The 21374-nt window shown below is 66.5% G+C and carries 17 protein-coding genes and 5 pseudogenes; 15 read left to right on the top strand and 7 right to left on the bottom strand.

Features of this window, described 5'->3' with window-relative positions; genetic code table 11:
- Positions 1–2: 2 nt before the first annotated feature.
- From H9L12_RS02290 to H9L12_RS02280, 3 genes and pseudogenes are all read left to right on the top strand, one after another.
- Positions 3–1380 (top strand): annotated as a pseudogene (locus H9L12_RS02290) (protein adenylyltransferase SelO family protein).
- A 52-nt stretch (positions 1381–1432) separates the two neighbouring features.
- Entirely contained in the window at positions 1433–2863 is a 1431-nt protein-coding gene (gene astD / locus H9L12_RS02285) for a succinylglutamate-semialdehyde dehydrogenase (protein WP_187542450.1), read from the top strand.
- A 74-nt stretch (positions 2864–2937) separates the two neighbouring features.
- A complete protein-coding gene (locus tag H9L12_RS02280) occupies positions 2938–3450 on the top strand; it encodes a pyridoxamine 5'-phosphate oxidase family protein (RefSeq protein ID WP_187542449.1) in 513 nt (170 codons plus the stop codon).
- 28 nt (positions 3451–3478) lie between these two features.
- Here H9L12_RS02280 and H9L12_RS02275 read toward each other — a convergent pair whose 3' ends face one another.
- Complete coding sequence (locus H9L12_RS02275) at positions 3479–3877, bottom strand: DUF2147 domain-containing protein (RefSeq protein ID WP_187542448.1); 399 nt, start codon at positions 3875–3877, stop codon at positions 3479–3481.
- A 40-nt stretch (positions 3878–3917) separates the two neighbouring features.
- Positions 3918–5411, bottom strand: coding sequence for a replicative DNA helicase (locus tag H9L12_RS02270; protein WP_187542447.1), 1494 nt, complete (start codon positions 5409–5411; stop codon positions 3918–3920).
- Positions 5412–5529: 118 nt separating this feature from the next.
- Here H9L12_RS02270 and dcd point away from each other — a divergent pair.
- Positions 5530–6083, top strand: a pseudogene (dcd, locus tag H9L12_RS02265) (dCTP deaminase).
- Between the two features lie 113 nt (positions 6084–6196).
- Here the strand turns inward: dcd and H9L12_RS02260 are convergent.
- The 4 genes and pseudogenes from H9L12_RS02260 to H9L12_RS02245 form a co-directional block, all read right to left on the bottom strand.
- Complete coding sequence (locus tag H9L12_RS02260; RefSeq protein ID WP_084184226.1) at positions 6197–6373, bottom strand: YegP family protein; 177 nt, start codon at positions 6371–6373, stop codon at positions 6197–6199.
- Positions 6374–6435: 62 nt separating this feature from the next.
- Positions 6436–7035 (bottom strand): NADPH-dependent FMN reductase, encoded by a 600-nt coding sequence (locus H9L12_RS02255; protein ID WP_187542446.1) that lies wholly within the window; start codon positions 7033–7035, stop codon positions 6436–6438.
- A gap of 34 nt (positions 7036–7069) precedes the next feature.
- Entirely contained in the window at positions 7070–7915 is an 846-nt protein-coding gene (locus H9L12_RS02250; RefSeq protein WP_187542445.1) for a cytochrome c4, read from the bottom strand.
- A gap of 55 nt (positions 7916–7970) precedes the next feature.
- A pseudogene (locus H9L12_RS02245) lies at positions 7971–10234 on the bottom strand (ribonuclease R family protein).
- Positions 10235–10309: 75 nt separating this feature from the next.
- On the opposite strand from H9L12_RS02245, the gene H9L12_RS02240 reads away from it, so the two are divergent.
- Complete coding sequence (locus H9L12_RS02240; RefSeq protein ID WP_187542444.1) at positions 10310–10858, top strand: isopropylmalate isomerase; 549 nt, start codon at positions 10310–10312, stop codon at positions 10856–10858.
- Here H9L12_RS02240 and H9L12_RS02235 read toward each other — a convergent pair.
- The gene (locus H9L12_RS02235; protein WP_187542443.1) at positions 10855–11778 is read right to left on the bottom strand and encodes a DMT family transporter; all 924 of its coding nucleotides are present in this window, start codon (positions 11776–11778) and stop codon (positions 10855–10857) included. The two genes, H9L12_RS02240 and H9L12_RS02235, sit on opposite strands and share 4 nt — an antisense overlap.
- 80 nt (positions 11779–11858) lie before the next feature.
- Between H9L12_RS02235 and H9L12_RS02230 the strand changes: the two genes are divergently transcribed.
- The 10 genes and pseudogenes from H9L12_RS02230 to H9L12_RS02185 all read left to right on the top strand — a co-directional run bounded on the left by H9L12_RS02230 (position 11859) and on the right by H9L12_RS02185 (position 21364).
- Positions 11859–12617, top strand: a complete 759-nt coding sequence (locus tag H9L12_RS02230) for a hypothetical protein (RefSeq protein WP_187542442.1) — start codon at positions 11859–11861, stop codon at positions 12615–12617.
- Between the two features lie 61 nt (positions 12618–12678).
- A pseudogene (locus tag H9L12_RS02225) lies at positions 12679–14180 on the top strand (CoA-acylating methylmalonate-semialdehyde dehydrogenase).
- 4 nt (positions 14181–14184) lie between these two features.
- A complete protein-coding gene (locus H9L12_RS02220; RefSeq protein ID WP_187542441.1) occupies positions 14185–15123 on the top strand; it encodes a polysaccharide deacetylase family protein in 939 nt (312 codons plus the stop codon).
- Positions 15120–15512 carry a RidA family protein gene (locus H9L12_RS02215; RefSeq protein ID WP_187542440.1) on the top strand — a complete coding sequence of 131 codons (393 nt, stop codon included), beginning with the start codon at positions 15120–15122 and terminating at the stop codon, positions 15510–15512. The genes H9L12_RS02220 and H9L12_RS02215 overlap by 4 nt, the downstream gene beginning before the upstream one ends.
- Complete coding sequence (locus H9L12_RS02210) at positions 15499–15930, top strand: hypothetical protein (RefSeq protein ID WP_187542439.1); 432 nt, start codon at positions 15499–15501, stop codon at positions 15928–15930. The genes H9L12_RS02215 and H9L12_RS02210 overlap by 14 nt, the downstream gene beginning before the upstream one ends.
- A gap of 78 nt (positions 15931–16008) precedes the next feature.
- Positions 16009–16635, top strand: coding sequence for a glutathione transferase GstA (gene gstA / locus H9L12_RS02205; protein ID WP_187542438.1), 627 nt, complete (start codon positions 16009–16011; stop codon positions 16633–16635).
- A gap of 39 nt (positions 16636–16674) precedes the next feature.
- A complete protein-coding gene (locus H9L12_RS02200; protein ID WP_187542437.1) occupies positions 16675–17817 on the top strand; it encodes an acyl-CoA dehydrogenase family protein in 1143 nt (380 codons plus the stop codon).
- Positions 17814–19505 carry a PHA/PHB synthase family protein gene (locus H9L12_RS02195; RefSeq protein ID WP_187542436.1) on the top strand — a complete coding sequence of 564 codons (1692 nt, stop codon included), beginning with the start codon at positions 17814–17816 and terminating at the stop codon, positions 19503–19505. The genes H9L12_RS02200 and H9L12_RS02195 overlap by 4 nt, the downstream gene beginning before the upstream one ends.
- A gap of 8 nt (positions 19506–19513) precedes the next feature.
- Positions 19514–20580 (top strand): annotated as a pseudogene (locus tag H9L12_RS14340) (enoyl-CoA hydratase/isomerase family protein).
- A gap of 10 nt (positions 20581–20590) precedes the next feature.
- The gene (locus H9L12_RS02185) at positions 20591–21364 is read left to right on the top strand and encodes an enoyl-CoA hydratase (protein ID WP_187542435.1); all 774 of its coding nucleotides are present in this window, start codon (positions 20591–20593) and stop codon (positions 21362–21364) included.
- The last annotated feature ends 10 nt before the right edge of the window (positions 21365–21374 follow it).

The following is a 21374-nucleotide window of genomic DNA, read 5'->3' as shown; positions in this document are numbered from 1 at the left end:
AAATGCCACCCGCGCAATCCTGTCAGCCGGCACAATCGATCCTGGAACTTGGCGATGCGTTCTACGATCCCGTCGAGCCGGCGCGCTTCCCGGCCCACATCCCGCGGTTCCTGAATCGCCGCTGGGCGGACCGGATGGGACTTGGCGACATCGACTGGGCGGCGCATTTCGCACGGTTCGAGCCCCTGCCCGGCAGCCTGCCGCAGCCGCTTGCGCTGCGCTATCACGGGCACCAGTTTCGCCACTACAACCCGGACATCGGCGACGGGCGCGGCTTCCTGTTCGCGCAGTGGCGCGATGATCGCGGGCGACTGCTCGACTTCGGCACCAAGGGCAGCGGACAGACCCCCTACAGCCGCTTCGGCGACGGGCGGCTGACGCTGAAGGGCGGGGTCCGCGAAGTGTTGGCTACCGAGATGCTGGAGGCGCTGGGCGTCAATACGTCGAAGAGCTTCGCGCTGTTCGAGACCGGCGAAGCGCTGGAGCGCAACGACGAGCCTTCCCCCACTCGCTCGGCAGTGCTGACCCGGCTGAGCCATTCGCACGTGCGCATCGGCACGTTCCAGCGGCTCGCCTTCTTTGAGGACGACGCCAGCATGGCGACGCTGGTCCGCTACGCCCTCGCCCAGCTGTTCGACGAAACGCCGGGCGGCGACGAGGCCGGAAACGCCCTTCGCCTGTTCGACCTGGTCGCAAAGCAAACCGCGACCCTCGCCGCTTCCTACGTCGCCGCGGGCTTCGTCCACGGCGTGCTTAACAGCGACAACATCAACATCACCGGCGAAAGCTTCGATTACGGCCCGTGGAGGTTCGCGCCGACGTGGGACGAAGGGTTCACCGCCGCTTACTTCGACCATGCCGGGCTCTATGCCTTCGGCCGGCAGCCCGAGGCGATCCACTGGGACGTCGCGCAACTCGCCGGCTGCCTCGCCCGACTAAGCCCCGCCCCGCCCTGTCGGAAATTCTCGGCGAATGGCCGGCGCGGTTCGAGGCGGCGCTGATCGGGCGGCTGCTCGACCGGATCGGCATCGGCGCGACTGACGAGGCCGCCGACCGCGCATTGGTGTCGGCGATGCTCAAGGGACTGCGCAGCCAGCGGGTCGGCATCGACCGCTTCTTCTTCGACTGGCAGGGCGGACGGACGCCAGCCGGCGAGGACTACGCCGACGCGGCCTTCGACGACCTGCGGACGGCCGTCGAAGGGCGCGCCGTCCCCTCGCCCACGCCTACTGGAGCGATGAAGCGCCCTGCTCGATGCTGATCGACGAGGTCGAGGCGATCTGGTCCGCCATCGCCGAGCGCGACGATTGGGGACCGTTCGACTCCAAGATCGCCGCGATCCGCCGGATGGGAAGCGCCATGCTGGAGCGGCAGGGTTGACCGGGGCGCGGCAGCATGGGAACGCCGCGGCTCCCTTGTGCCCGGAGACCCCATGAGCGACGTCATCGTTTCGACCGAACCCGCGACGGGCGCCGAAGTCTGGCGCGGCGCGGTCGGTGATGCCGCCGCCGAGGTTGCCGCCGCCCGCGAGGCGTGGCCGGCGTGGGCCGCGCACAGCGTTGCCTATCGAATGGAGGCGATCCGCCGCTTCGCCAATGTCGTGCGCAGCCGCGAGGGCGCGTTCGCGGACCTCATCGCCCGCGAAACCGGCAAGCCGTTGTGGGAAGCGAAAACCGAGGTCACCTCGGTCATCAACAAGGTCGAAATCTCGATCGCCGCCTATGGCGAGCGCACGCCGATGCGCCGGCTGGAAGCGGCGATCGGCAACAAGGTCACCGTCCGCCACAAGCCGCACGGCGTGCTGGCGGTGCTCGGCCCCTACAATTTCCCGGCGCACCTGCCCAACGGCCATATCCTGCCCGCGCTGATCGCCGGCAACGCGGTGGTGTTCAAGCCGTCGGAGAAGACCCCCGCGACCGGCGCGATGCTGGTCGAGTGCCTTCACGAGGCGGGTATTCCCGAGGGCGTCGTCCGCCTGCTGATCGGCGGCCCGAAGGAAGGCAAGGAGCTTGCCGCAGAGCCCGGCATCGACGGCCTGCTGTTCACCGGGTCGGCCCGCGCCGGCCAGTCGCTCCACCGCCAGTTCGCGGAAACGCCGGGCAAGATCCTGGCGCTGGAACTGGGCGGCAACAACCCGATCGTGGTGTGGAACCCCGGCGACCTTCAGGCGGCGGCGGCGATCGTCGTCCAGTCCGCCTTCCTGTCGGCCGGGCAGCGCTGCACCGCGGCCCGCCGCCTGATCGTCGAGGACGGCCAGCACGAGCCGCTGGTCGGCGAGATCGTCAAGCTGATGGATCGCATCATCATCGACCATCCCCACGCCGACCCGGCGCCGTTCATGGGACCGCTGATCGACAATGGCGCCGCCGACCACCTGCAGGAACAGTATCTGGCGCTGATGATGAAGGGCGGCCAGCCGATCCGCCGGCTGGAGCGCCACAGTGAGGACAAGCCGTTCCTGTCCCCGGCGCTCATCGACATGACCGAGGCCAAGGAACGCCCGGACGAGGAATTGTTCGGACCCGTCCTGCAGATGATCCGCGTTCCCGATTTCGACGCCGCGATCGACGAGGCCAACCGCACGCGCTTCGGCCTCGCCGCCAGCCTGCTGTGCAAGGACCCGGCGCTTTACGACAAATATTGGGCGAGCGGCCGGGCCGGCGTCATCAACTGGAACAAGCCGACCAACGGCGCCCCGTCCAACGCACCGTTCGGCGGCATCGGCGCCAGCGGCAACCACCGCCCCAGCGCCTACTACGCCGCCGACTATTGCGCCTATCCGGTCACCAGCGTCGAGGCGGAAATGGTTCGCGCGGTGATCACCGAGGGGCTTCGTCCTGCCTATGTTCCGGAGGACGAATAGGGCCGGCCTTTGTCGCCTTGTCGCGCGGCTCGCAACACTCCATCATGGGCCCGTGCCTGAAGGGGTGAGCGGCGATGATCGAACAAGTTCTCGAAATCTTGCGCAACAACCGGCTGGCGGCGATGGCGACCGTCGATCCAGACGGGTGGCCGCACTGCACGACGGTGGGGATCGCGAACGACCGGGCCCGCATTTACTTCGTGATCGCCCGCGGCAGCCAGAAGCTGATCGACATCGAACGCGACGACCGCGTCTCGATGGCCATCGGGCGCGACGTGATCGATCCGTCGAGCATTCGTGCGCTGGCCATCAAGGCCCGTGCGAGTGTCGTCGAAGACCCGGCGGAGCGGAAGCGCGCCCTCGAGCTGCTGTTCGACAAGCGGCCCGCGCTCAAGAAGCTGGATGAACCCGACGACCGCCACTCTGCGGTGATGGTCGCCGTTCCCGAGGAAATCCGGCTTCTCGATTACTCCAAGGGCTACGGCCATTCGACGCTGCTCAAGCTCGATCCGGACGGAACCGTCCGCGAGGCCGAGGACCAGCATCACGATTGGGGTTATGGAAGCAATATCCCGCCGATGAACTGAGCCCGTCATCCCTGGCGGGATTTTCGAACTACCTGGGTTCGGTGCGGGTCCAGATTTGCGATTTGCAGATCATGCGGCCCACCGCGCAACCGGTAACCTTCAGCGTTCCCGACGGAGCGACGCGGAGTTGGGCCTTGGACGTCCTGTTGAGGTCCGGCACGAACAGTCGCGCATCCCAGCGATTGGGACCACGAGCGACGATCCGGCTGAGTAGGGTCGCGCCGACCAGCGGGTCGGTCCCTCCCTTTCGCGCGTCGACGGTCGCCTTTTCGGAAGCCCACTGAACCCGGCCGCAAAGCTCCGTTCCGCAAGGGCCTATGACGATCACCACGGTCTCGCTGGGGTTGCGCCAGTGACCTTCGAGGCCGGTTCCCGAGGGAAGATCGGAGGGGACGAGGGCCAGTGCGAGAAGGAGCGGCAATGACATCTAGGAATCCGTCCCCCCCTGACCCGCCGTTTCCCCGCAACTACCCCCGAAGCTCCGGCATATAGCCTTCGTCGATCGGGTCGCTGAACTTGGTGATGCGGCTGTCGAACCGCATGCGGACCTTGCCGGTGGCGCCGTGGCGCTGCTTGGCGACGATCAGTTCGGCGGTACCGTAGACGCGGGCCATCTCTTCCTGCCACGCCGCGAAGTCCGGATGGTCTTCCTGCGGCTGCTTGGCGGCGACGTAATAGTCGGGGCGGAAGACGAACCAGACCATGTCGGCGTCCTGTTCGATCGAGCCGGATTCGCGAAGGTCGGACAGCTGCGGCTTCTTGTCCTCGCGCTGTTCGACCGCGCGGCTGAGCTGCGACAGCGCCAGCACCGGAACGTCGAGTTCCTTGGCGAGCTGTTTCAGGCCGCGGCTGATTTCCGAGATTTCCTGGACGCGGTTGTCGCCGGCGCTGCCCTTGCCCGACCCCTGAAGCAGCTGCAGGTAGTCGACGACGATCATGCCGATGTTCTTCTGCCGCTTCAGCCGGCGAGCGCGGGCGCGAAGCGACGCGATGGTCAGGCCGGGGGTATCATCAATGTAGAGCGGCAGGTTCGACAGCTCGCCCGAGGCGCGGGCGAGGTTGGCGAATTCCTGCTTCGAAATCTTGCCCATGCGCAGGTTCTCGGAGCTGATTCCCGACTGTTCGGCGAGGATACGCGTGGCGAGCTGGTCGGCCGACATTTCCAGGCTGAAAAAGGCGACCGGCGCGCCGGCCGACTTGGCCAGTTCGATTCCGTCTTCCTGGTCGCGCACCCAACGCTGCGCGGCGGCGAACGCCATGTTGGTCGCCAGCGAGGTCTTGCCCATACCGGGACGGCCGGCGAGGATGACAAGGTCGCTCTTGTGCAGGCCGCCGACCTTGGTGTTGACCCCGTTGAGACCGGTGGTGACGCCACTCAGGTGGCCGCCGCTGTTGAGCGCCTTTTCGGCCTGGCGGACGGCGAGGATCGACGCCTCGCCGAAACTCTTGACCTTGCCCTCGTTGCCGCCCTCTTCGGCGACGCGGTAAAGCTCGCCCTCGGCCCGCTCAATCTGCTGCAGCGGGGCAACGTCCTCCGACGTGTCGAGCGCGTTTTCGACGAGATCGCGGCCGACCGTGACCAGCGCGCGAAGCAGCGCCAGGTCGTAGATTTGAGACGCGAAATCGCGGGCGCCGATCACCGCGGCGCTGGAGCCGGTCAGCTTGGCGAGATAGGCCGGCCCGCCGACTTCCTTCATCGGTTCATCGGCCTCGAACAGCGGCTTCAGCGTGACCGGGTTGGCGACCATGTTGCGGTCCGTCAGGCGCAGGATCGCCTCGTAGATGCGGCCGTGCAGCGGTTCGAAGAAATGGTGCGGCTTCAACCGGATCTGGACGTCCTCGACCAGCCGGTTGTCGATCATCAGCGCGCCCAGCAGCGCGGCCTCCGCCTCGACATTCTGGGGCAGTGTAGTGCTCGCCGGCGCTTCCGCGCCCTCGTTGATTCGGATGATCTCGGCCATGCGCGGACCCTACACGAAAATGCGCCTTCGCGATTCCCCCGGCCATTTTTCCGTGGGTGAGGCTGTGGATAAGCAGGGGCGTTGCGCGCCTGCCCATGGGGCGGCTAGCGGTTGTCCCATGAGCATTCTTTCCGACCGCTGGATTCGCGAGCAGGCCACCACCAACGGCATGATCGAGCCGTTCGTCGAGGCGCAGCGGCGCGACGGCTGCATCAGCTATGGCCTGTCGTCCTACGGCTACGACGCGCGGGTCGCCGACGAATTCAAGATCTTCACCAATGTCGACAGCGCGGTGGTCGACCCAAGGATTTCGCCGCCAACAGCTTCGTCGACCGGCAGACCGACGTCTGCATCATCCCTCCCAACAGCTTCGCGCTGGCGCGGACGGTGGAATATTTCCGGGTGCCCGAAGACGTTCTCGTCATCTGCCTGGGCAAGTCGACCTACGCCCGGTGCGGGATCATCGTCAACGTGACCCCGCTGGAGCCGGGCTGGGAAGGCCATGTCACGCTGGAATTTTCCAACACGACCCCGCTGCCGGCCAAGATCTACGCCAACGAGGGCGGGTGCCAGTTCCTGTTCCTGAAGGGGAACGAGCGGTGCGAGACCAGCTACAAGGATCGCGCCGGGAAATACATGGGCCAGAAGGGCGTGACGCTGCCGAAGTTGTAGGACGCGGGGCGTCACGGGCGTGAATCCGTGACGTCGATCAGGTTCGCTGGCGCGACCTGCCGGCCGGCCTTCGCGCTCTCTTCGACGCAAGGCTTTGCCTTGTGCTCGGGCGCTCAGGTGGCGTCGTGGACTTCGGCCATCGGGCCGTTCTTCTTGATCGAATCGATGGCATTCTGCGCGCTGGATTTCGACTTGTAGGTCTCGGTCCAGAACACTTTCTCGCCATTATATTCGAAGCTGGCGACATACTCGCCGTTCGACGATTTCTTGATGACGAACTTGTGGGCCATCGTCTGCCTCCCTCGCGATCACTGCGAGCAGGCTAGACCGACGATTGAGTCGTGTCGATGACTTAGCCGTTCGACCCTGCGCTATCGCCGAGCAGCTTCTCGCGACCCGCCTTGATCAGGTCGATCCAGTCCGCGAACGCCGCCGACAGCTTTTCGACCAGATTCTTGAGGTCGCCGTCCTTGAGCAGCCCGTCCTTACCGAACGCGTCGTCGCTGACATGGCCGAGGTAGGCTTCGGGCTGCTGCATCACCGGCATGTCGAGGAATACCGCCGACTGGCGAAGGTGATGGTTGGCGCCGAACCCGCCGAGCGCGCCGGGCGACACGGTGACGATGGCCGCCGGCTTCTTGGCGAACACGCTCTTGCCGTAAGGGCGTGAGCCGACGTCGATCGCGTTCTTGAGCGCCCCGGGTACCGAGCGATTATATTCGGGGGTTACGAACAGCACGCCTTCCGCCGAGCGGATCGCGTCGCGAAAGCGGGTATAGGCTTCGGGCGGCGAATCGCCGTCGATGTCCGGATTGTAAAGCGGCAGATCGCCGATCTCGACGATCGTGCAATCCAGGCGGTCGTGAAGCGCGCACATGGAGCGGGCGACCTTGCGGTTGATGCTGCCGTCGCGAAGCGAGCCGACGATGATGGCGATGCTGTGGTTTTCCATGCCCCCTCAATGAGCCGAGGCGCACAAGGTTGCGTCAATCTGCCACCACATTGGCCCGGGCCTTCAAATAAGCGTGGATCGCGGCGATTTCCGCGTTGGTGAGATGAGAGAAGGCGCTCTTGGAGACCTTGTCCATCAGCTTCATTTGCCGGCCATCGGCGGGAACGCCGGCCCGCAGCAGGCGCAAGAACGCCGGATCGTTATACGCGCCCGCGATCGAGAGGTCGGGCGCCATCAGGCCAGGTTCTGCTTCGCCTCCCTCTAGCGTGACGCCATGGCAGTCGCTGCAGTGCGTTTCGACCAAGTGCCGCCCGGCGGCGGTGGCCGGGCCGAGATCGGGAATGCGGCGGTCGGCGGACGCGGCGATGACATCGGGCTGCGCCTCGAACTTGCCCTGGATAACGCCGATTCGTCCAAGCGGACCGACAGAAGGCAGGGGATGATCTGCTCCGCTGACGGGCAGCGACCGGATATAGCGGACGAGGTCGCCAGTCTCCTGGTCGGTGAGATTGCGATACGAAATTGACGGCATGATGAAGAGCGATCGGCCATCGACGCCAATGCCCTGCCGGATCGCTCGAGCAAGCTGCTCGTCAGTGGCCCTTGCCGCCACGCGGGTGATGTTGGGGGCGTACATCGTCACCACCTGCGGAATCTCGACGAATTTCTTTCCGCGAAGCCCCTCACCGTGGCAGTCGAGACAACCAAACGTGCGCGCGCGCCGTGCGGCTTCGGCCAGTGGCAGGTTCGACGCCGCCAGTGTTTCAGGGTGGCCGGTGACCTTGCGGCTCAGCATTCGATGCGAGGCGATGTAGATGAACCGGACGCCGACCACGACGACGACGAGCACCGCAATTCCGATTCGCTTGAGCCAGCGCATGAAAAGCCCCCGGTTTTTCCTGACGCGGGCCTATAACGCAGGTGAAACGCGCTTCCTAGCGCTTGCGCCCCTGGTGCCGGATATTCGTCGGGCGGCCACGGCGCGGCGTGACGCGGGTGCGGTCGCGGCGTTCGCGCGGCGGGGCGGCGAACCTGCCTTGGGGCAATTCGAAGCGCAGCGCACCCGACGCCGGATTGGCCTCGACCAGCTTCAGTTCCAGTCGCTGGCCCTGCTTAAAGGTCTCCCCGCTCTGATCCCCAATCAGGGCCCGGGCCGCCTCGTCGAAGCGGAAATATTCGTTGCCGAGGATCGCCGCCGGACCAGCCCGTCGCCGCCCAGCCCTTCGACCGTCGCGAAGAAACCGAACGGCTGCACGCCCGTGATGCGGCAGGGGATGATCTGCCCGACACGGTCGGCGAGGTAGGCGGCGACGTAGCGATCGATCGTTTCCCGCTCCGCCTCCATCGCGCGCCGTTCCAGCATCGAAAGATGCTCGCCGATTTTCTCGAATTCGCTAGCGCGGCCCTCGCTAAGCGGCCCGTCGCCGAGCTTGTAGCTTCGCACCAGCGCACGATGGACGAGCAGGTCGGCATAGCGGCGGATCGGCGAGGTGAAATGGGCGTAGCTCGGCAGCGCCAGCCCGAAGTGGCCGAGCGGTTCGGGGCCGTAGCGTGCCTGCATCTGAGTGCGCAGCAATTGCTCCATGATCTCCGGCCGGGAATCGCTGTCGCCCAGCCGTTCGATGATGCGGTTGAAGGTGCCGGGCTTGATCACCTGGCCCAGCGCGAACTCGATGTCGAAGGTGCCAAGGTAATCCTTGAGCGCGACCAGCTTCTCGCGGCCCGGCGCTTCGTGGACGCGGTACATGACCGGCGCCTTCTTCTTTTCCAGCGCCTTGGCCGCCGCGACGTTGGCGGCGATCATATAGTCCTCGACCAGCCGGTGGGCGTCGAGCCGCTCGCGCGGTGCGACCGACAGGATGCGGCCCTTTTCGTCGAGCATCACGCGCCGTTCGGGCAGGTCGAGCTCCAGCGGTTCGCGCTTTTCGCGGGCGGCGAGCAGCGCCCGCCAGCATTCCCACAGCGGCTTCAGCGCGCCTTCGACCAGCTCGGCCGGCACCGGCCCTTCGACCGGCGGCATCGAGCACGGCGATGAGGCGACCTCGACGATTTCCTCTCCGGCCGCGTCGATGGCAGCCTGTGCATTTTCGTACGCAATGTTTGCGGCCACGCAAATCTTGGCACGTGAGAAGCGCCATGATTTAGGGGCGCCGTCCTTGCCGACATGAAGATGGCAGGCCATCGCCGCGCGCACCTTGCCCGCCTTTAGCGAGCAGATGTCAGCGGACAATTCCTCGGGCAGCATCGGCACGACGCGGTCGGGAAAATAGACGCTGTTGCCGCGCGCCGAGGCCTCCTTATCGAGCGCCGAATTCTCGCGGACGTAGAAGCTGACGTCGGCGATGGCGACAATCGCGTCCCACCCGTCGCCGTCCTCGCGCCGCGCCGCCCAGATCGCGTCGTCATGGTCGCGCGCGTCCTCCGGATCGATGGCGACAATCGGCAGATGGGTGAGGTCCTCGCGCTCGCCGAGGTCGAGCTTGGCGACCCGTTCGGCCTCCTTGATCGCCTCCTCGGGGAAGGTGTCGCGAATGCCGTGCTTGTGGATGGCGATCAGGCTGAAGCTGCGCGGCGCGAAGGGATCGCCAAGGATGGCATCGACCCGCGCCACCGTCTTGGGCGGGCGGCCCTGCGGTTCGGCCAGCACGAGGTCGCCGGGTTGCGCCTCGCCAAGGTCGGCGATCGGCAATTCCCTCCGCTCGCGCTTGTCGACCGGCGATAGATAGTGGCGACTGCCTTCCTTGCGGACGACGCCAAGGATCAGTTCCGCCGACCGGGCGAGCCGCTTCATCGGGTGGGCGATGTGCCCCTTCCCCCGCTCTTCCGTGCGGGCCAAGATCCGGTCGTTAAGCGCCAGCGCGGACCGCTTGCCGCGCTCCATCACGCGAAGGCGCGGCGCGGGCGTGTCGGCGTGCCAGCTTTCCGGCGTCGCCCATACCTCGCCGTCATCGACCGAGATGACCCGAAGCACCGTGACCTTCGGCACGCCGCCCGCCTTGTGGAAGGCGCGGCCGGGCGCGCTGTCGATCAGGCCTTCGTCGGCCATGTCCTTGAGCAGCGCCTTGAGCAGGATCTTCTCATGACCGTGCAGCCCGAAGGCGCGGGCGATCTCGCGCTTTCCGGCGGGACTGCCGGATTGTTCGATGAAGTCGAGGATCTGTTTCGGCGTTGGCAGGCCGGGGGCCGGTTTTTTGGGCATCGGTCCTCAAGTGGCGGCTTGTTGCCCCATCGGCAACCCAATAGGACACCGCCAGGAACGATTGAGGGGGCAGTAATGTTCGGTTGGAAGCCGGGAATCGGCGATCCCACGACGCTGGGATGGGTAACGGTCGCGGCCTACGCGGTGGCGGCGGTGCTGTGCTGGCTGGCGGCGGGCAAGTCGCCCAAGACCGAGCGGCGCTGGTGGCAAGCGCTGGCCGTCATCCTCGCCCTGCTATGCATCAACAAGCAGATCGACCTGCAGACGCTGTTCACCGACATCGGCCGGACCGTCGCCAAGAACCAGGGTTGGTACGAGGATCGGCGGCCCTATCAATACATGTTCGTCGGGGCGATCCTGGCGCTGATGCTGGTCGCGGCGGTGCTGATGGTGGCGCGGCTCCGGCGGGCCGGCGCGCAGGTCAAGCTGTCGATGGTCGGGCTGGCGATGCTGATGGGCTTCGTCTTCATCCGCGCCGCGTCTCTGGAGAGGATCGATGCGCTGATCAACCGCCAGATCGGGACGCCTCGCCTCAACCATTGGCTCGAGATCGGCGGCATCGTCGTTATCGCCGCCGGGGCGCTGTGGATGCTCCGCCCGGCCGGACGGCGGTCCCGGCGCTAGCTGTCGGTGACCGGCGCGGCGCGGCGATGGAGCCGCTGTTCGCGCCACAGGATGACGAGTCCGGAGGCGATGACGATCAGCGCGCCGATCCAGGTCACCGGTGCCGGCCATTCACCAAAGATCAGCAGGCCGAGCAGCGCCGCCCAGATCAGGCCGGTGTAATCCATCGGCATGACCAGCGCGACCGGCGCCAGCCTAAGCGCCCCGGTCAGCGCTAGCTGCGCCAGCCCGCCGGTCAGCGCGATCCCGGCGAACAGGGCCATCGTCGTCGCATCGTGCACCTGCCCGAAGAAGAGCATCAGCAGTCCGAGCGGGACCAGCGAGCTGGTCGCGAACCAGAACACGGTGGTCGCCGCCGCCTCGGTCGCCGACAGCCGGCGGATGACGATGGTCACCGACGCGGTCAGCAGCGCCGCGACGAGCGCGACCGACGCGCCCGACAACGGAAGATCCGCCCCGCCGGGACGGACGATGACCAGCACGCCGAGGAAGCCGGCGATCACCGCGCCCCACCGCCAGCGTCCGGTCGGTTCGCTCAGCATCGTCGCCGCGAGCAGGGTCGAGAAGATCGGCGCCGAGAAGAAGATGGCCGTCGCCTCCGCCAGCGGCAGCATCATGAAAGCGAGGAAGTTGAGCGCCATGGTAACGAGGCCGAGCGCCATCCGTTCGACATGGGCGCGTACCCGTCGCGTGCGCAGGCTGGCAAACCCCGGGCCGATCGCGACCCAGGCGGTGGCGCAGACCGCCGATCCGACCTGCCGCCAGAACAGGCTTTCGACGACGTGGACTCCGCGCTGTCCAGCCAGCTTGATCATCGCGAACATCGCGCTGAGCAGCGCCGCCGTCAGCAACCGCAGCGCCATCCCCGCCAGCTGGCGCTGGGCGACCGGGCGATCGGTGGAAAGCGGCGCGACGGGCATGGCTGCGCCGCTACCAGCATCGCCGCCCGCCCGTCGAGCCGCTTATTGTGTTATACGCCTAATACACTTAAAGGGGGCTGATGCTGAGCTTGATCGCCGTTGCCGCGCTGGCCGCCGGTTCGCCGGACGGGCTGATCCGTCACTACATCCGGTCAAATCGTGACGGCAGCGAGCCGGAGCATATCGTCCAGTTCCGTCCCGCCGCGACCGAGGTCGCGGTTTACAAGTGGGTGTCGAAGTGCGCGACCGCCGCTTTCGTCACGGCCGAAATGGACCCGGCCAGTTGGGAGGCGAAGTATCTCGACGCCGGCAAGGTCGCGAAGGACGGCACGCAGGCGCGCTTCGGGCGGCTGAGCATGGAGCCCAACACGCGCACCCTTTCAGCTTCAGTGACCTTGCCCGAGGGGACGATCAGCGACACCGCGACGATGCCCGCGGGCATGCCGTGGTTCCTGTTCGATTACGACCTGGGCGACCTCAACGCCTTCCTTCAGGAGCGTCGACCGAGCGACGAGTTCATGTTCGCCCTGGCGCTGGTGTGGCCCGACGACAAGGATTTCGTCCGGTCGATGGCGACGATCCACGCCGCCCATCGCGGCATCGAACAGCGCGACGGCCGAAGCGTGCGGCGCTTCGACCTTCACTTCATCGCCGGGACGGAGGGTAGCGGGACGCTGTGGACCGATCCGGCCTCCGGTGCGATCGTCGAGGCGGAGGCGAGCGTCCCCAACCATCCCGGCATGAGGGATTTCCGGCTGAAGCTGGACAGGACCGAGGCGGGCGGGGCGGCGGCGTGGCAGCGGCTGCTTCGCGGCCACTACGCGAACTGCCCCGCCTAGCCAGCGCGCGTTTCAGGGCATAGGGAGCGGTCCAAACGGAATCAGGAAGAGGCCCCGCCCCATGCGTACCATCGACCATTTCATCAACGGCACCAGCCATTCGGACGCCCCGCGCAGCAGCGACGTGTGGAACCCGAGCCATGGTGAGGTGCAGGCCCGGGTCGGGCTCGGCACCGCCGCGACACTGGAAAAGGCAGTCGCCGCCGCGCTCGCCGCGCAGCCCGCCTGGGCCGCGACCAATCCGCAGCGCCGCGCCCGCGTGATGTTCCGGTTCAAGGACCTGGTCGAACAGAATATGGACGACCTGGCGGAACTGCTGTCCAGCGAGCATGGCAAGGTCGTCGCCGATGCCAAGGGCGACGTGCAGCGCGGCCTTGAAGTGATCGAGTTCGCCTGCGGAATCCCGCACGCTCTCAAAGGCGAATATTCGGTCGGCGCCGGTCCCGGCATCGACGTCTATTCGATGCGCCAGCCGCTGGGCATCGGCGCGGGCATCACCCCGTTCAATTTCCCGGCGATGATCCCGATGTGGATGTTCGGGGTCGCCATCGCCTGCGGCAACGCCTTCATCCTGAAGCCGTCGGAACGCGACCCCTCGGTGCCGGTGCGGCTGGCCGAACTGATGAAGGAAGCCGGCCTTCCCGACGGCATCCTTCAGGTCGTCCATGGCGACAAGGAAATGGTCGACGCGATCCTCGACCATGACGACATCAAGGCGGTCAGCTTCGTCGGGTCGTCCGATATCGCCCAGTACATCTACTCGCGCGGCACCGCGAACAACAAGCGGGTGCAGGCGTTCGGCGGCGCCAAGAACCACGGCATCGTCCTGCCCGACGCCGACCTGGACCAGGTCGTCACCGACCTGACCGGCGCCGCATTCGGTTCGGCCGGTGAACGCTGCATGGCGTTGCCGGTGGTCGTGCCGGTCGGCGACGACACCGCGGCAGCGCTTCGCGAGAAGCTGGTGCCCGCGATCGACAAGCTGAAGGTCGGCGTGTCCAACGATCCCGACGCGCACTACGGCCCGGTGGTCAATGCCGCCCACAAGCAGCGCGTCGAGAACTACATCCAGATGTGCGCCGACGAAGGCGGCGAGCTGGTCGTTGACGGTCGCGGGTTCACGCTGCAGGGGCACGAGGAAGGCTTTTTCGTCGGCCCGACCCTGTTCGATCACGTCAAGCCGCACTTCCAGAGCTATCAGGAGGAAATCTTCGGGCCGGTGCTGCAGATGGTCCGCGCCGACAGCTTCGAGGAGGCGCTGCGCCTGCCGAGCGAGCATCCCTATGGCAACGGCGTCGCCATCTTCACCCGCAACGGCCACGCGGCGCGTGAGTTCGCGGCGCGGGTCAATGTCGGCATGGTCGGGATCAACGTGCCGATCCCCGTGCCGGTCGCCTATCACACCTTCGGCGGCTGGAAACGCAGCGGCTTCGGCGACACCAACCAGCACGGCATGGAAGGCGTGAAGTTCTGGACCAAGGTCAAGACGGTCACCCAGCGCTGGCCCGACGGATCGGCGGCGGGGACCATCGCGAGGCGTTCCACATCCCGACGATGGGGTAAGCGGGTGCGCTGGGCGATCCTGCTGATCCTCGCGCTGTTCGGCTGGTCCGCGCCGGCCGTCGCGCAAAAGCGGATTGCCCTGTCGTTCGACGACGTTCCGCGCGGTCGCGGCGCCTTCCTGGCGCCCGACCAGCGGACTGCACGGCTGATTACCGGACTGAAAGCTGCCGGTGTCCGGCAAGCCGTCTTCTTCGTCACGCCCGGCAACCTTGCCGAGCCCGACGGGGCGGGCGGCGAGCGGCGGATCGCGCGCTATGCGGCGGCGGGGCACGTCCTTGCCAACCACAGCTTCGCCCACCGCCATCTGAACGCCATCCCGGCAGCGGACTATCTGGCCGACATCGACCGGGCCGAGCGCTGGCTTCGCGGCCGTCCCGGCCACCGCCCCTGGTTCCGCTTCCCCTTCCTGGACGAAGGCCAGGGCGACAAGGCCAAGCGGGACGCGGTTCGCGCGGGCCTGAAGGCGCGCGGACTGGCGAACGGCTATGTGACGGTCGACGGTTCCGACTGGAACCTCGAAACGCTGACCGTCGAGGCGGCGACGGCGGGCCGGAAGATCGATCGCAAGGCGCTTCGCGACCTCTATGTCGAGACCATGGTCGAGGCGTCGGAGTTCTACGACCGGCTGGCGGTCAAGACGACCGGGCGATCGCCGGTACACATGCTGCTGCTTCACGAGACCGACCTTGCCGCGCTCTATATCCGCGACCTGGTCGCGGGATTGCGCAAGCGCGGCTGGACAATCGTCAGCGCCGACGAGGCCTATGCCGACCCGATCGCCGCGTTGGCGATGAGGGTCGATGTGCCCTCCGCCCAAGGCACGCTGACCGAGGCAATCGCCTGGGCGGCCGGCGAGCCCGAGCCGCGCTGGTACGAGCGCAACAATACGGAATTGCAGGGCAGGCTGTTCCGCGAGCGTGTGCTTCACGAGGCCACGAAGTGAGGCGACAAGCGCACGGGACTTCCCCTTACGAAGCGCTCTACGGCTTCTCGCGCGGCCACCGCGTGGGCAATCGTATCTTCGTGTCCGGTACAGCGCCGGTCGAGAACGACGGGTCGTCGACCCCCGGCGACGCCGCCGCGCAGGCCCGGCGCTGCTTTGCGATCATCCTCAAGGCCATCGCCGACCTGGGCGGAAGCGCCCGCGACGTCGTCCGCACCCGCATGTTCATCGTCGATCCGGCCGATGCCGACGAGGTCGGGGCGGTTCACGGCGAATTCTTCGGCAAGGTGCGTCCGGCGGCGACGATGGTCGTCGTGGCCGCGCTGCTCCGGCCCGAGTGGCGCATCGAAATCGAGGCCGAGGCGTTGGTCGGGGATGAAACGCACTAGCACCCTCATCGCCGCCGCCCTGCTCTCGTTCGCAGCCATGGCCTGCCAGCGGACGGACACTTCCGCCAACGACGTCGACGCCAACCTGGCCGGAGCCGACGTCGAAACCATCCCGGCCGACGAGGGCAATCCGGCGCTCGAGCCGACCGAGAACCAGGTCGACGCGGTCGCCAACGGTTCGCAGCCGACCGCCGTGTCCGCGAAGATTCCCGCGCAGTATCGTGGCCGATGGGGAATGGTCCCGGCCGATTGCGACCCGTCCCGGGCGGATAACAAGGGCCTGATCACGATCGACGACAAGACGATCAAATTCTACGAATCGCGCGCCACGCTAAAGGAACAGCGTCCGGCAATCGCGACCAGTTTCGCGGCGAATATGCCTTCATCGGCGAGGGCCAGGAATGGACCAAGGTCGTGACGTTGACCCGCACCGGCGACAAGCTGAAACGCGCCGACGACGAAGGCACCTACGACTATGCAAGGTGCGCGTGACGCGATGAGCGGGCTCACCCTCTATTACGCACCCGGCGCCTGCAGCCAGGCCCCGCACATCGTGCTCCACGAAACGGGCCTGGCGCACTCGTCGGTGCCGGTTGACCTTCGCGCCAAGACGACCGCCGATGGCGGCGATTATCTCGCCATCAATCCGAAGGGCGCCGTGCCGGCGCTGGCGCTCGACAATGGCGAGGTGCTCACCGAAAATGCGGTCATCCTGCAATATATCGGCGACCGCGCCGCGCTTGGTGACATGCTGCCCCTGCTCGGCGATTTCCGCCGCTACCGAGTGCTGGAGTGGGTGAATTTCATCACCACCGATCTTCACAAGAGCTTCGGCCCGCTGTTCAGGCCGGACGCCAGCGATGATGTCAAAAGCTTTACAAAGGCGCTGGTCAGCGACAAGCTCGATTATGTCGAGCGCGAGTTCAAAGGCCCATACCTAATGGGCAAGGACATCACCCTGCCGGACGCCTATCTTTTCGTCATCACCGGCTGGGCCGAGAAATTCCTTGGCCTCGACCGCTGGCCGCGCCTCGCCGAATTCCGCGAGACGATGAAGCAGCGGCCGTCGGTGCAGGAAGTGCTGGCGGTGGAAAAGCGGCGGCAGGAGGCGAGCGCCCGATAGCGCTTGTCGCCCGCGCACGAGGCTCTTAAGGCCGCCGCCATGCAGCAGTTCGACCTGACCGACGACCAGCGCCAGATCCAGGAGATGGCGCAGAAATTCACCGCCGACGCCATCACGCCGTTCGCCGCCGAGTGGGACGAGAAGCACATCTTCCCGCGCGACACGATCCGGCAAGCCGCCGAGCTCGGCTTCGGATCAATCTATGTCAGCGAGGAATCCGGTGGCATCGGCCTTGGCCGGCTGGAAGCGGCGCTGATCATGGAGGCGATGGCCTATGGCTGCCCGTCGACCAGCGCCTTCATCTCGATCCACAACATGGCGAGCTGGATGATCGACCGCTTCGGCGACCAGGCGCTGAAGGACAAGTATCTCCCCTCGCTAATCCCGATGGAGCGGATCGGAAGCTACTGCCTGACCGAACCGTCATCGGGCAGCGACGCAGCGGCGCTCAAGACCCGCGCGGTCCGCGATGGCGACCACTATGTCGTCAGCGGCAGCAAGGCGTTCATCTCCGGCGGCGGCGAGAACGAGATTTACGTGACGATGGTCCGCACAGGCGAGGACGGGCCGAAGGGCATCAGCTGCCTGGTCATCGAGAAGGACATGCCGGGGGTCAGCTTCGGGGCGAACGAGAAGAAGCTCGGCTGGCATTCGCAGCCCACCGCGCAGGTCAATTTCGACGAGGTGCGCGTGCCGGTGTCGAACCGCGTCGGCGGCGAGGGCGAGGGCTTTCGCATCGCGATGATGGGCCTCGACGGCGGCCGCCTCAACATCGGCGCCTGCTCGCTGGGCGGGGCGCAGCGCTGCCTGGACGAAGCGATCGCCTATACGAAGGACCGCAAGCAGTTCGGCAAGGCGATCGCCGATTTCCAGAACACCCAGTTTACCTTGGCCGACATGGAAACGGACCTGCAGGCGGCGCGGATGCTGCTCTATGTCGCGGCGGCCAAGGTGACCGCCAACGCCCCCGACAAGACCAAGTTCGCGGCGATGGCCAAGCGGCTGGCGACCGACAACGGCAGCTCGATCGTCGACCGCGCGCTGCAGCTTCACGGCGGCTACGGCTACCTTCAGGATTACCCGATCGAACGCTTCTGGCGCGACCTGCGCGTCCATTCGATCCTGGAAGGCACCAACCAGGTCATGCGGATGATCGTCGGCCGCGAGTTGACCCGCCAGTGACCGACGGCTTTGCGGATATGACCCGGCGGCTGACCGAGGCCGCGGAACGGATGATGCGCGGCGAGGTCAAGGCAACCCTGCCGTTCGATCCATTCGCCATCGCCCAGGCCAGCGGCGAATTCGCCATGGGTCTCGCCGCCCGGCCGCAGGAATTGATGCAGGTCCAGATGGACGCGGCGCGCCAATGGGGCGAATTCTGGATGGGCGCCCTGTCGGGCCAGGCGGGCGAAAAACCCCGCGACCGCCGCTTCGCCTCGCCCGAGTGGCAGGACGACGCCTATTATCGCGGGCTGCGCGACGCGTACCTCTTGGCGTCGAAGCAGCTGCGCGACGTCATCTCGGTCGGCGACGGCACCGGAAGCGGCCAGGCCATGGCCCGCTTCCTGCTCGACCAATATTTGAACGCCGTATCGCCCAGCAATTTCGCCGGCACCAACCCGGACGTGGTCAAGCGGACGAAGGAAACCAACGGCGCCAATTTGGTGCAGGGTTTCGCGCACTTCCTGGAAGACGTCACCAGCGGCAAGGGCATCGTCCAGCGCCGAAGCGACCCGAGTGCGTTCGAAAAGGGCAAGACCATCGCCGCGACGCCGGGCGAGGTCGTGTTCGAGAACGAGCTGTTCCAGCTGATCCAGTACTCGCCGACGACGGACAAGGTCGCGGTCGAGCCGCTGCTGTACGTGCCGCCGCTGGTCAACCGTTTCTACATGATCGACCTGGTGCCGCGCCAAAGCCTGGTGAAGTGGCTGGTCGACGAGGGCCGCACCGTTTTTGTCGTCAGCTGGGTCAATCCCACGCAAGCGCACAAGGACAAGGGCGTCGAGGATTATGTCGTCGACGGCGTCGTCGCAGCGGTCGACGAGGTTCGGCGGCGCACCGGCACCGCGCCCGACCTGTTCGCCTTTTGCCTGGGCGGGACGCTGGTCGCGATCGCGCTGGCGTGGCTGGCGGCGCAGGGGCGCGGCAAGGACGCAAACAGCGCTACGCTGATCGGCAGCCTGGTCGACTTCGCCGACATGCGCGACTGGTCGGCCTTCGTTCACGAAGGGCATCTGTCGGCGCTCGAGGATCATCTCGAAAGCCAGGGCTTCATCGACAGCCTGGAATTGCAGCGCCTGTTCGCGGCGATGCGCGCCAACGACCTCATCTGGTCGAGCGTGGTCAACCACTACCTCCTCGACAAGGAAGCGCCGCCGAGCGACCTGCTCTACTGGTTCGAGGATGGAGCGCGCATCCCGGCCGCCTTCCTCAAGAGCTACAACCGCGAGCTGCTGCTCAACAACAAGCTGGCCGAACCGGCCGGCTTCGCGGTGCGCGGAACGCCGGTCGACCTCGCCAAGATCGAGGCGCCGATGTTGGTCATCGCCTTGAAGGACGACCATGTCTCCGCGTGGGACGCGGTGTATCGAGGCGCGCGCAATATCGGCGCAGACTTCGTGCTGGGCGGATCCGGACATAACGCCGGCGTGATCAATCCGCCCGCGGCCAACAAGCATGGCTTCTGGACCCGTGACGACAAGCCCGAAGATGCCGACGACTGGCTTGCCGGCGCGACCCGCAACGAGGGCAGCTGGTGGCCTTGGTGGACGAGCTGGCTGACCGACCATGGCAGCGGCAAGCAGGTCGCGGCGCGGGCCATCGCCGATGGCATCGAGCCTGCCCCCGGCCGCTACGCGATGATGCCGTGATGGACATGATGACGACCAACGCCGACGTATTGACGATCAAGGAGGGCCAGGGCGGACGCCTGCGGCTCAACCGGCCCAAGGCCCTGCACAGCCTCAATCGCCAGATGGTGCGCGACATGGCGAGCGCGCTGCTCGAATGGCGGGACGATCCCGAAGTCAGGATCATCCTGATCGACCATGCCGAGGGGCGCGGCTTCTGCGCGGGCGGCGACGTGGTCGATATCGCTAACAGCGTCGACGGCGCGGATGCGGCGGCGCGCGCCTTCTTCTTCGACGAATATCGCCTCAACCACCTCGAATATACCTACCCCAAGCCGGGCGTGGCGTTCATGGACGGGATCACGATGGGCGGCGGCGTCGGCATCGCCCTGCCCTGCCGCTATCGCGTCGCGACCGAGCGGACGGTGCTGGCGATGCCGGAAACGACGATCGGCATCTTCCCCGACGTCGGCGGCGGTCGATACCTGTCGCGGCTTCGGGGCGGCTGGCGCAATTCCTGGCGCTGACCGGCGCTCGCCTCGACGGGTCCGAATGCCTCAAGCTGCGTCTCGCCTCCCACTACGTCCCGTCGGAGCGGCTTCCCGAGGCGAAGGACCGGATCCTGGACCAGCCGTTCCGCGTGCAGGCCGTCCTTGACGAATTGAGCGACGACGAGCCGCCCCGTCCGCGCATCATGGACAACCTGCCGAAGATCGACCGCTATTTCGAGTCGGACGAGCTCGAGGAAATCCTCGACGCCCTCGATCGCGGCGCCGAGGAGGGCGACGAGTGGGCGGCGACGGAAGCGGCGACGATCCGCAAGCGATCGCCAATGGCCTGCAAGGTCAGCCTGAAGCTGCTCCAGGAAAGCCCGTTCCAGCCTCATTTCATCGACGAAATGCGGATGGAATATGGCATCATGGTCCGCCTGATCCACCATCCCGATTTCCGCGAAGGCGTCCGCGCGCTGCTGATCGACAAGGACAATGCGCCGCAATGGCGGCCGACCAATCCGGCGTCGATCGGAAGCCGCGATGTCGACGCCTTTTTCGTACCGCTGCCGGTCGAGGAAGCGTGGCGGCCGTTCGATTTTTGACGAGGTGACGATGAGCTACGAAACCATCCTGGTCGAACAGAAGGGCGCGGTGACGCTGGTCACGCTCAATCGCCCTCAGGCGCTGAACGCGCTCAACACGAGCGTGCTCAAGGAATTGATCGACGCGTTCGCCGCCTATGACGCGGACGACAGCCAGCGCTGCCTGGTCCTGACCGGCAGCGAAAAGGCGTTCGCGGCCGGCGCCGACATCAAGGAAATGCAGGCCCAAGGCTTCGCCGAGATGTACGCGTCGAACTTCTTCGCCGGGTGGGAACAGGTCACGCGCACGCGCAAGCCGTGGATCGCGGCGGTCGCCGGCTTCGCGCTGGGTGGCGGCTGCGAAGTGGCGATGATGGCCGACTTCATCATCGCCGCCGACACCGCCAAGTTCGGCCAGCCGGAAATCAAGCTGGGCGTGACGCCTGGCATGGGCGGGTCGCAACGCCTTACCTGGGCGATTGGCAAGGCCAAGGCGATGGAAATGTGCCTGACTGGCCGGATGATGGGCGCGGAGGAAGCTGAACGCAGCGGGCTGGTGGCGCGGGTCGTTCCCGCCGCCGACCTGATCGACGAAGCGCTCAAAACCGCCGAAACCATCGCCGGCATGGCCCCGCTCGCCGCGATCGCCAACAAGGAAATGGTCAACGCCGCGTTTGAGATGGGCCTGGCCCAGGGCATCAATTTCGAACGGCGCCTGTTCCACGGCCTGTTCGGCAGCGCCGACCAGAAGGAGGGCATGGCCGCCTTCGTCGAAAAGCGCCCGGGCAACTGGACGGGGAAATAGTTGGGCGCCG

This window comes from Sphingomonas rhizophila (assembly GCF_014396585.1).
In the GTDB taxonomy this organism is placed as follows: domain Bacteria; phylum Pseudomonadota; class Alphaproteobacteria; order Sphingomonadales; family Sphingomonadaceae; genus Sphingomicrobium; species Sphingomicrobium rhizophilum.
The sequence above is the reverse complement of the archived record's forward strand: the minus strand, read 5'-3'. Positions and strand labels throughout refer to the sequence as shown.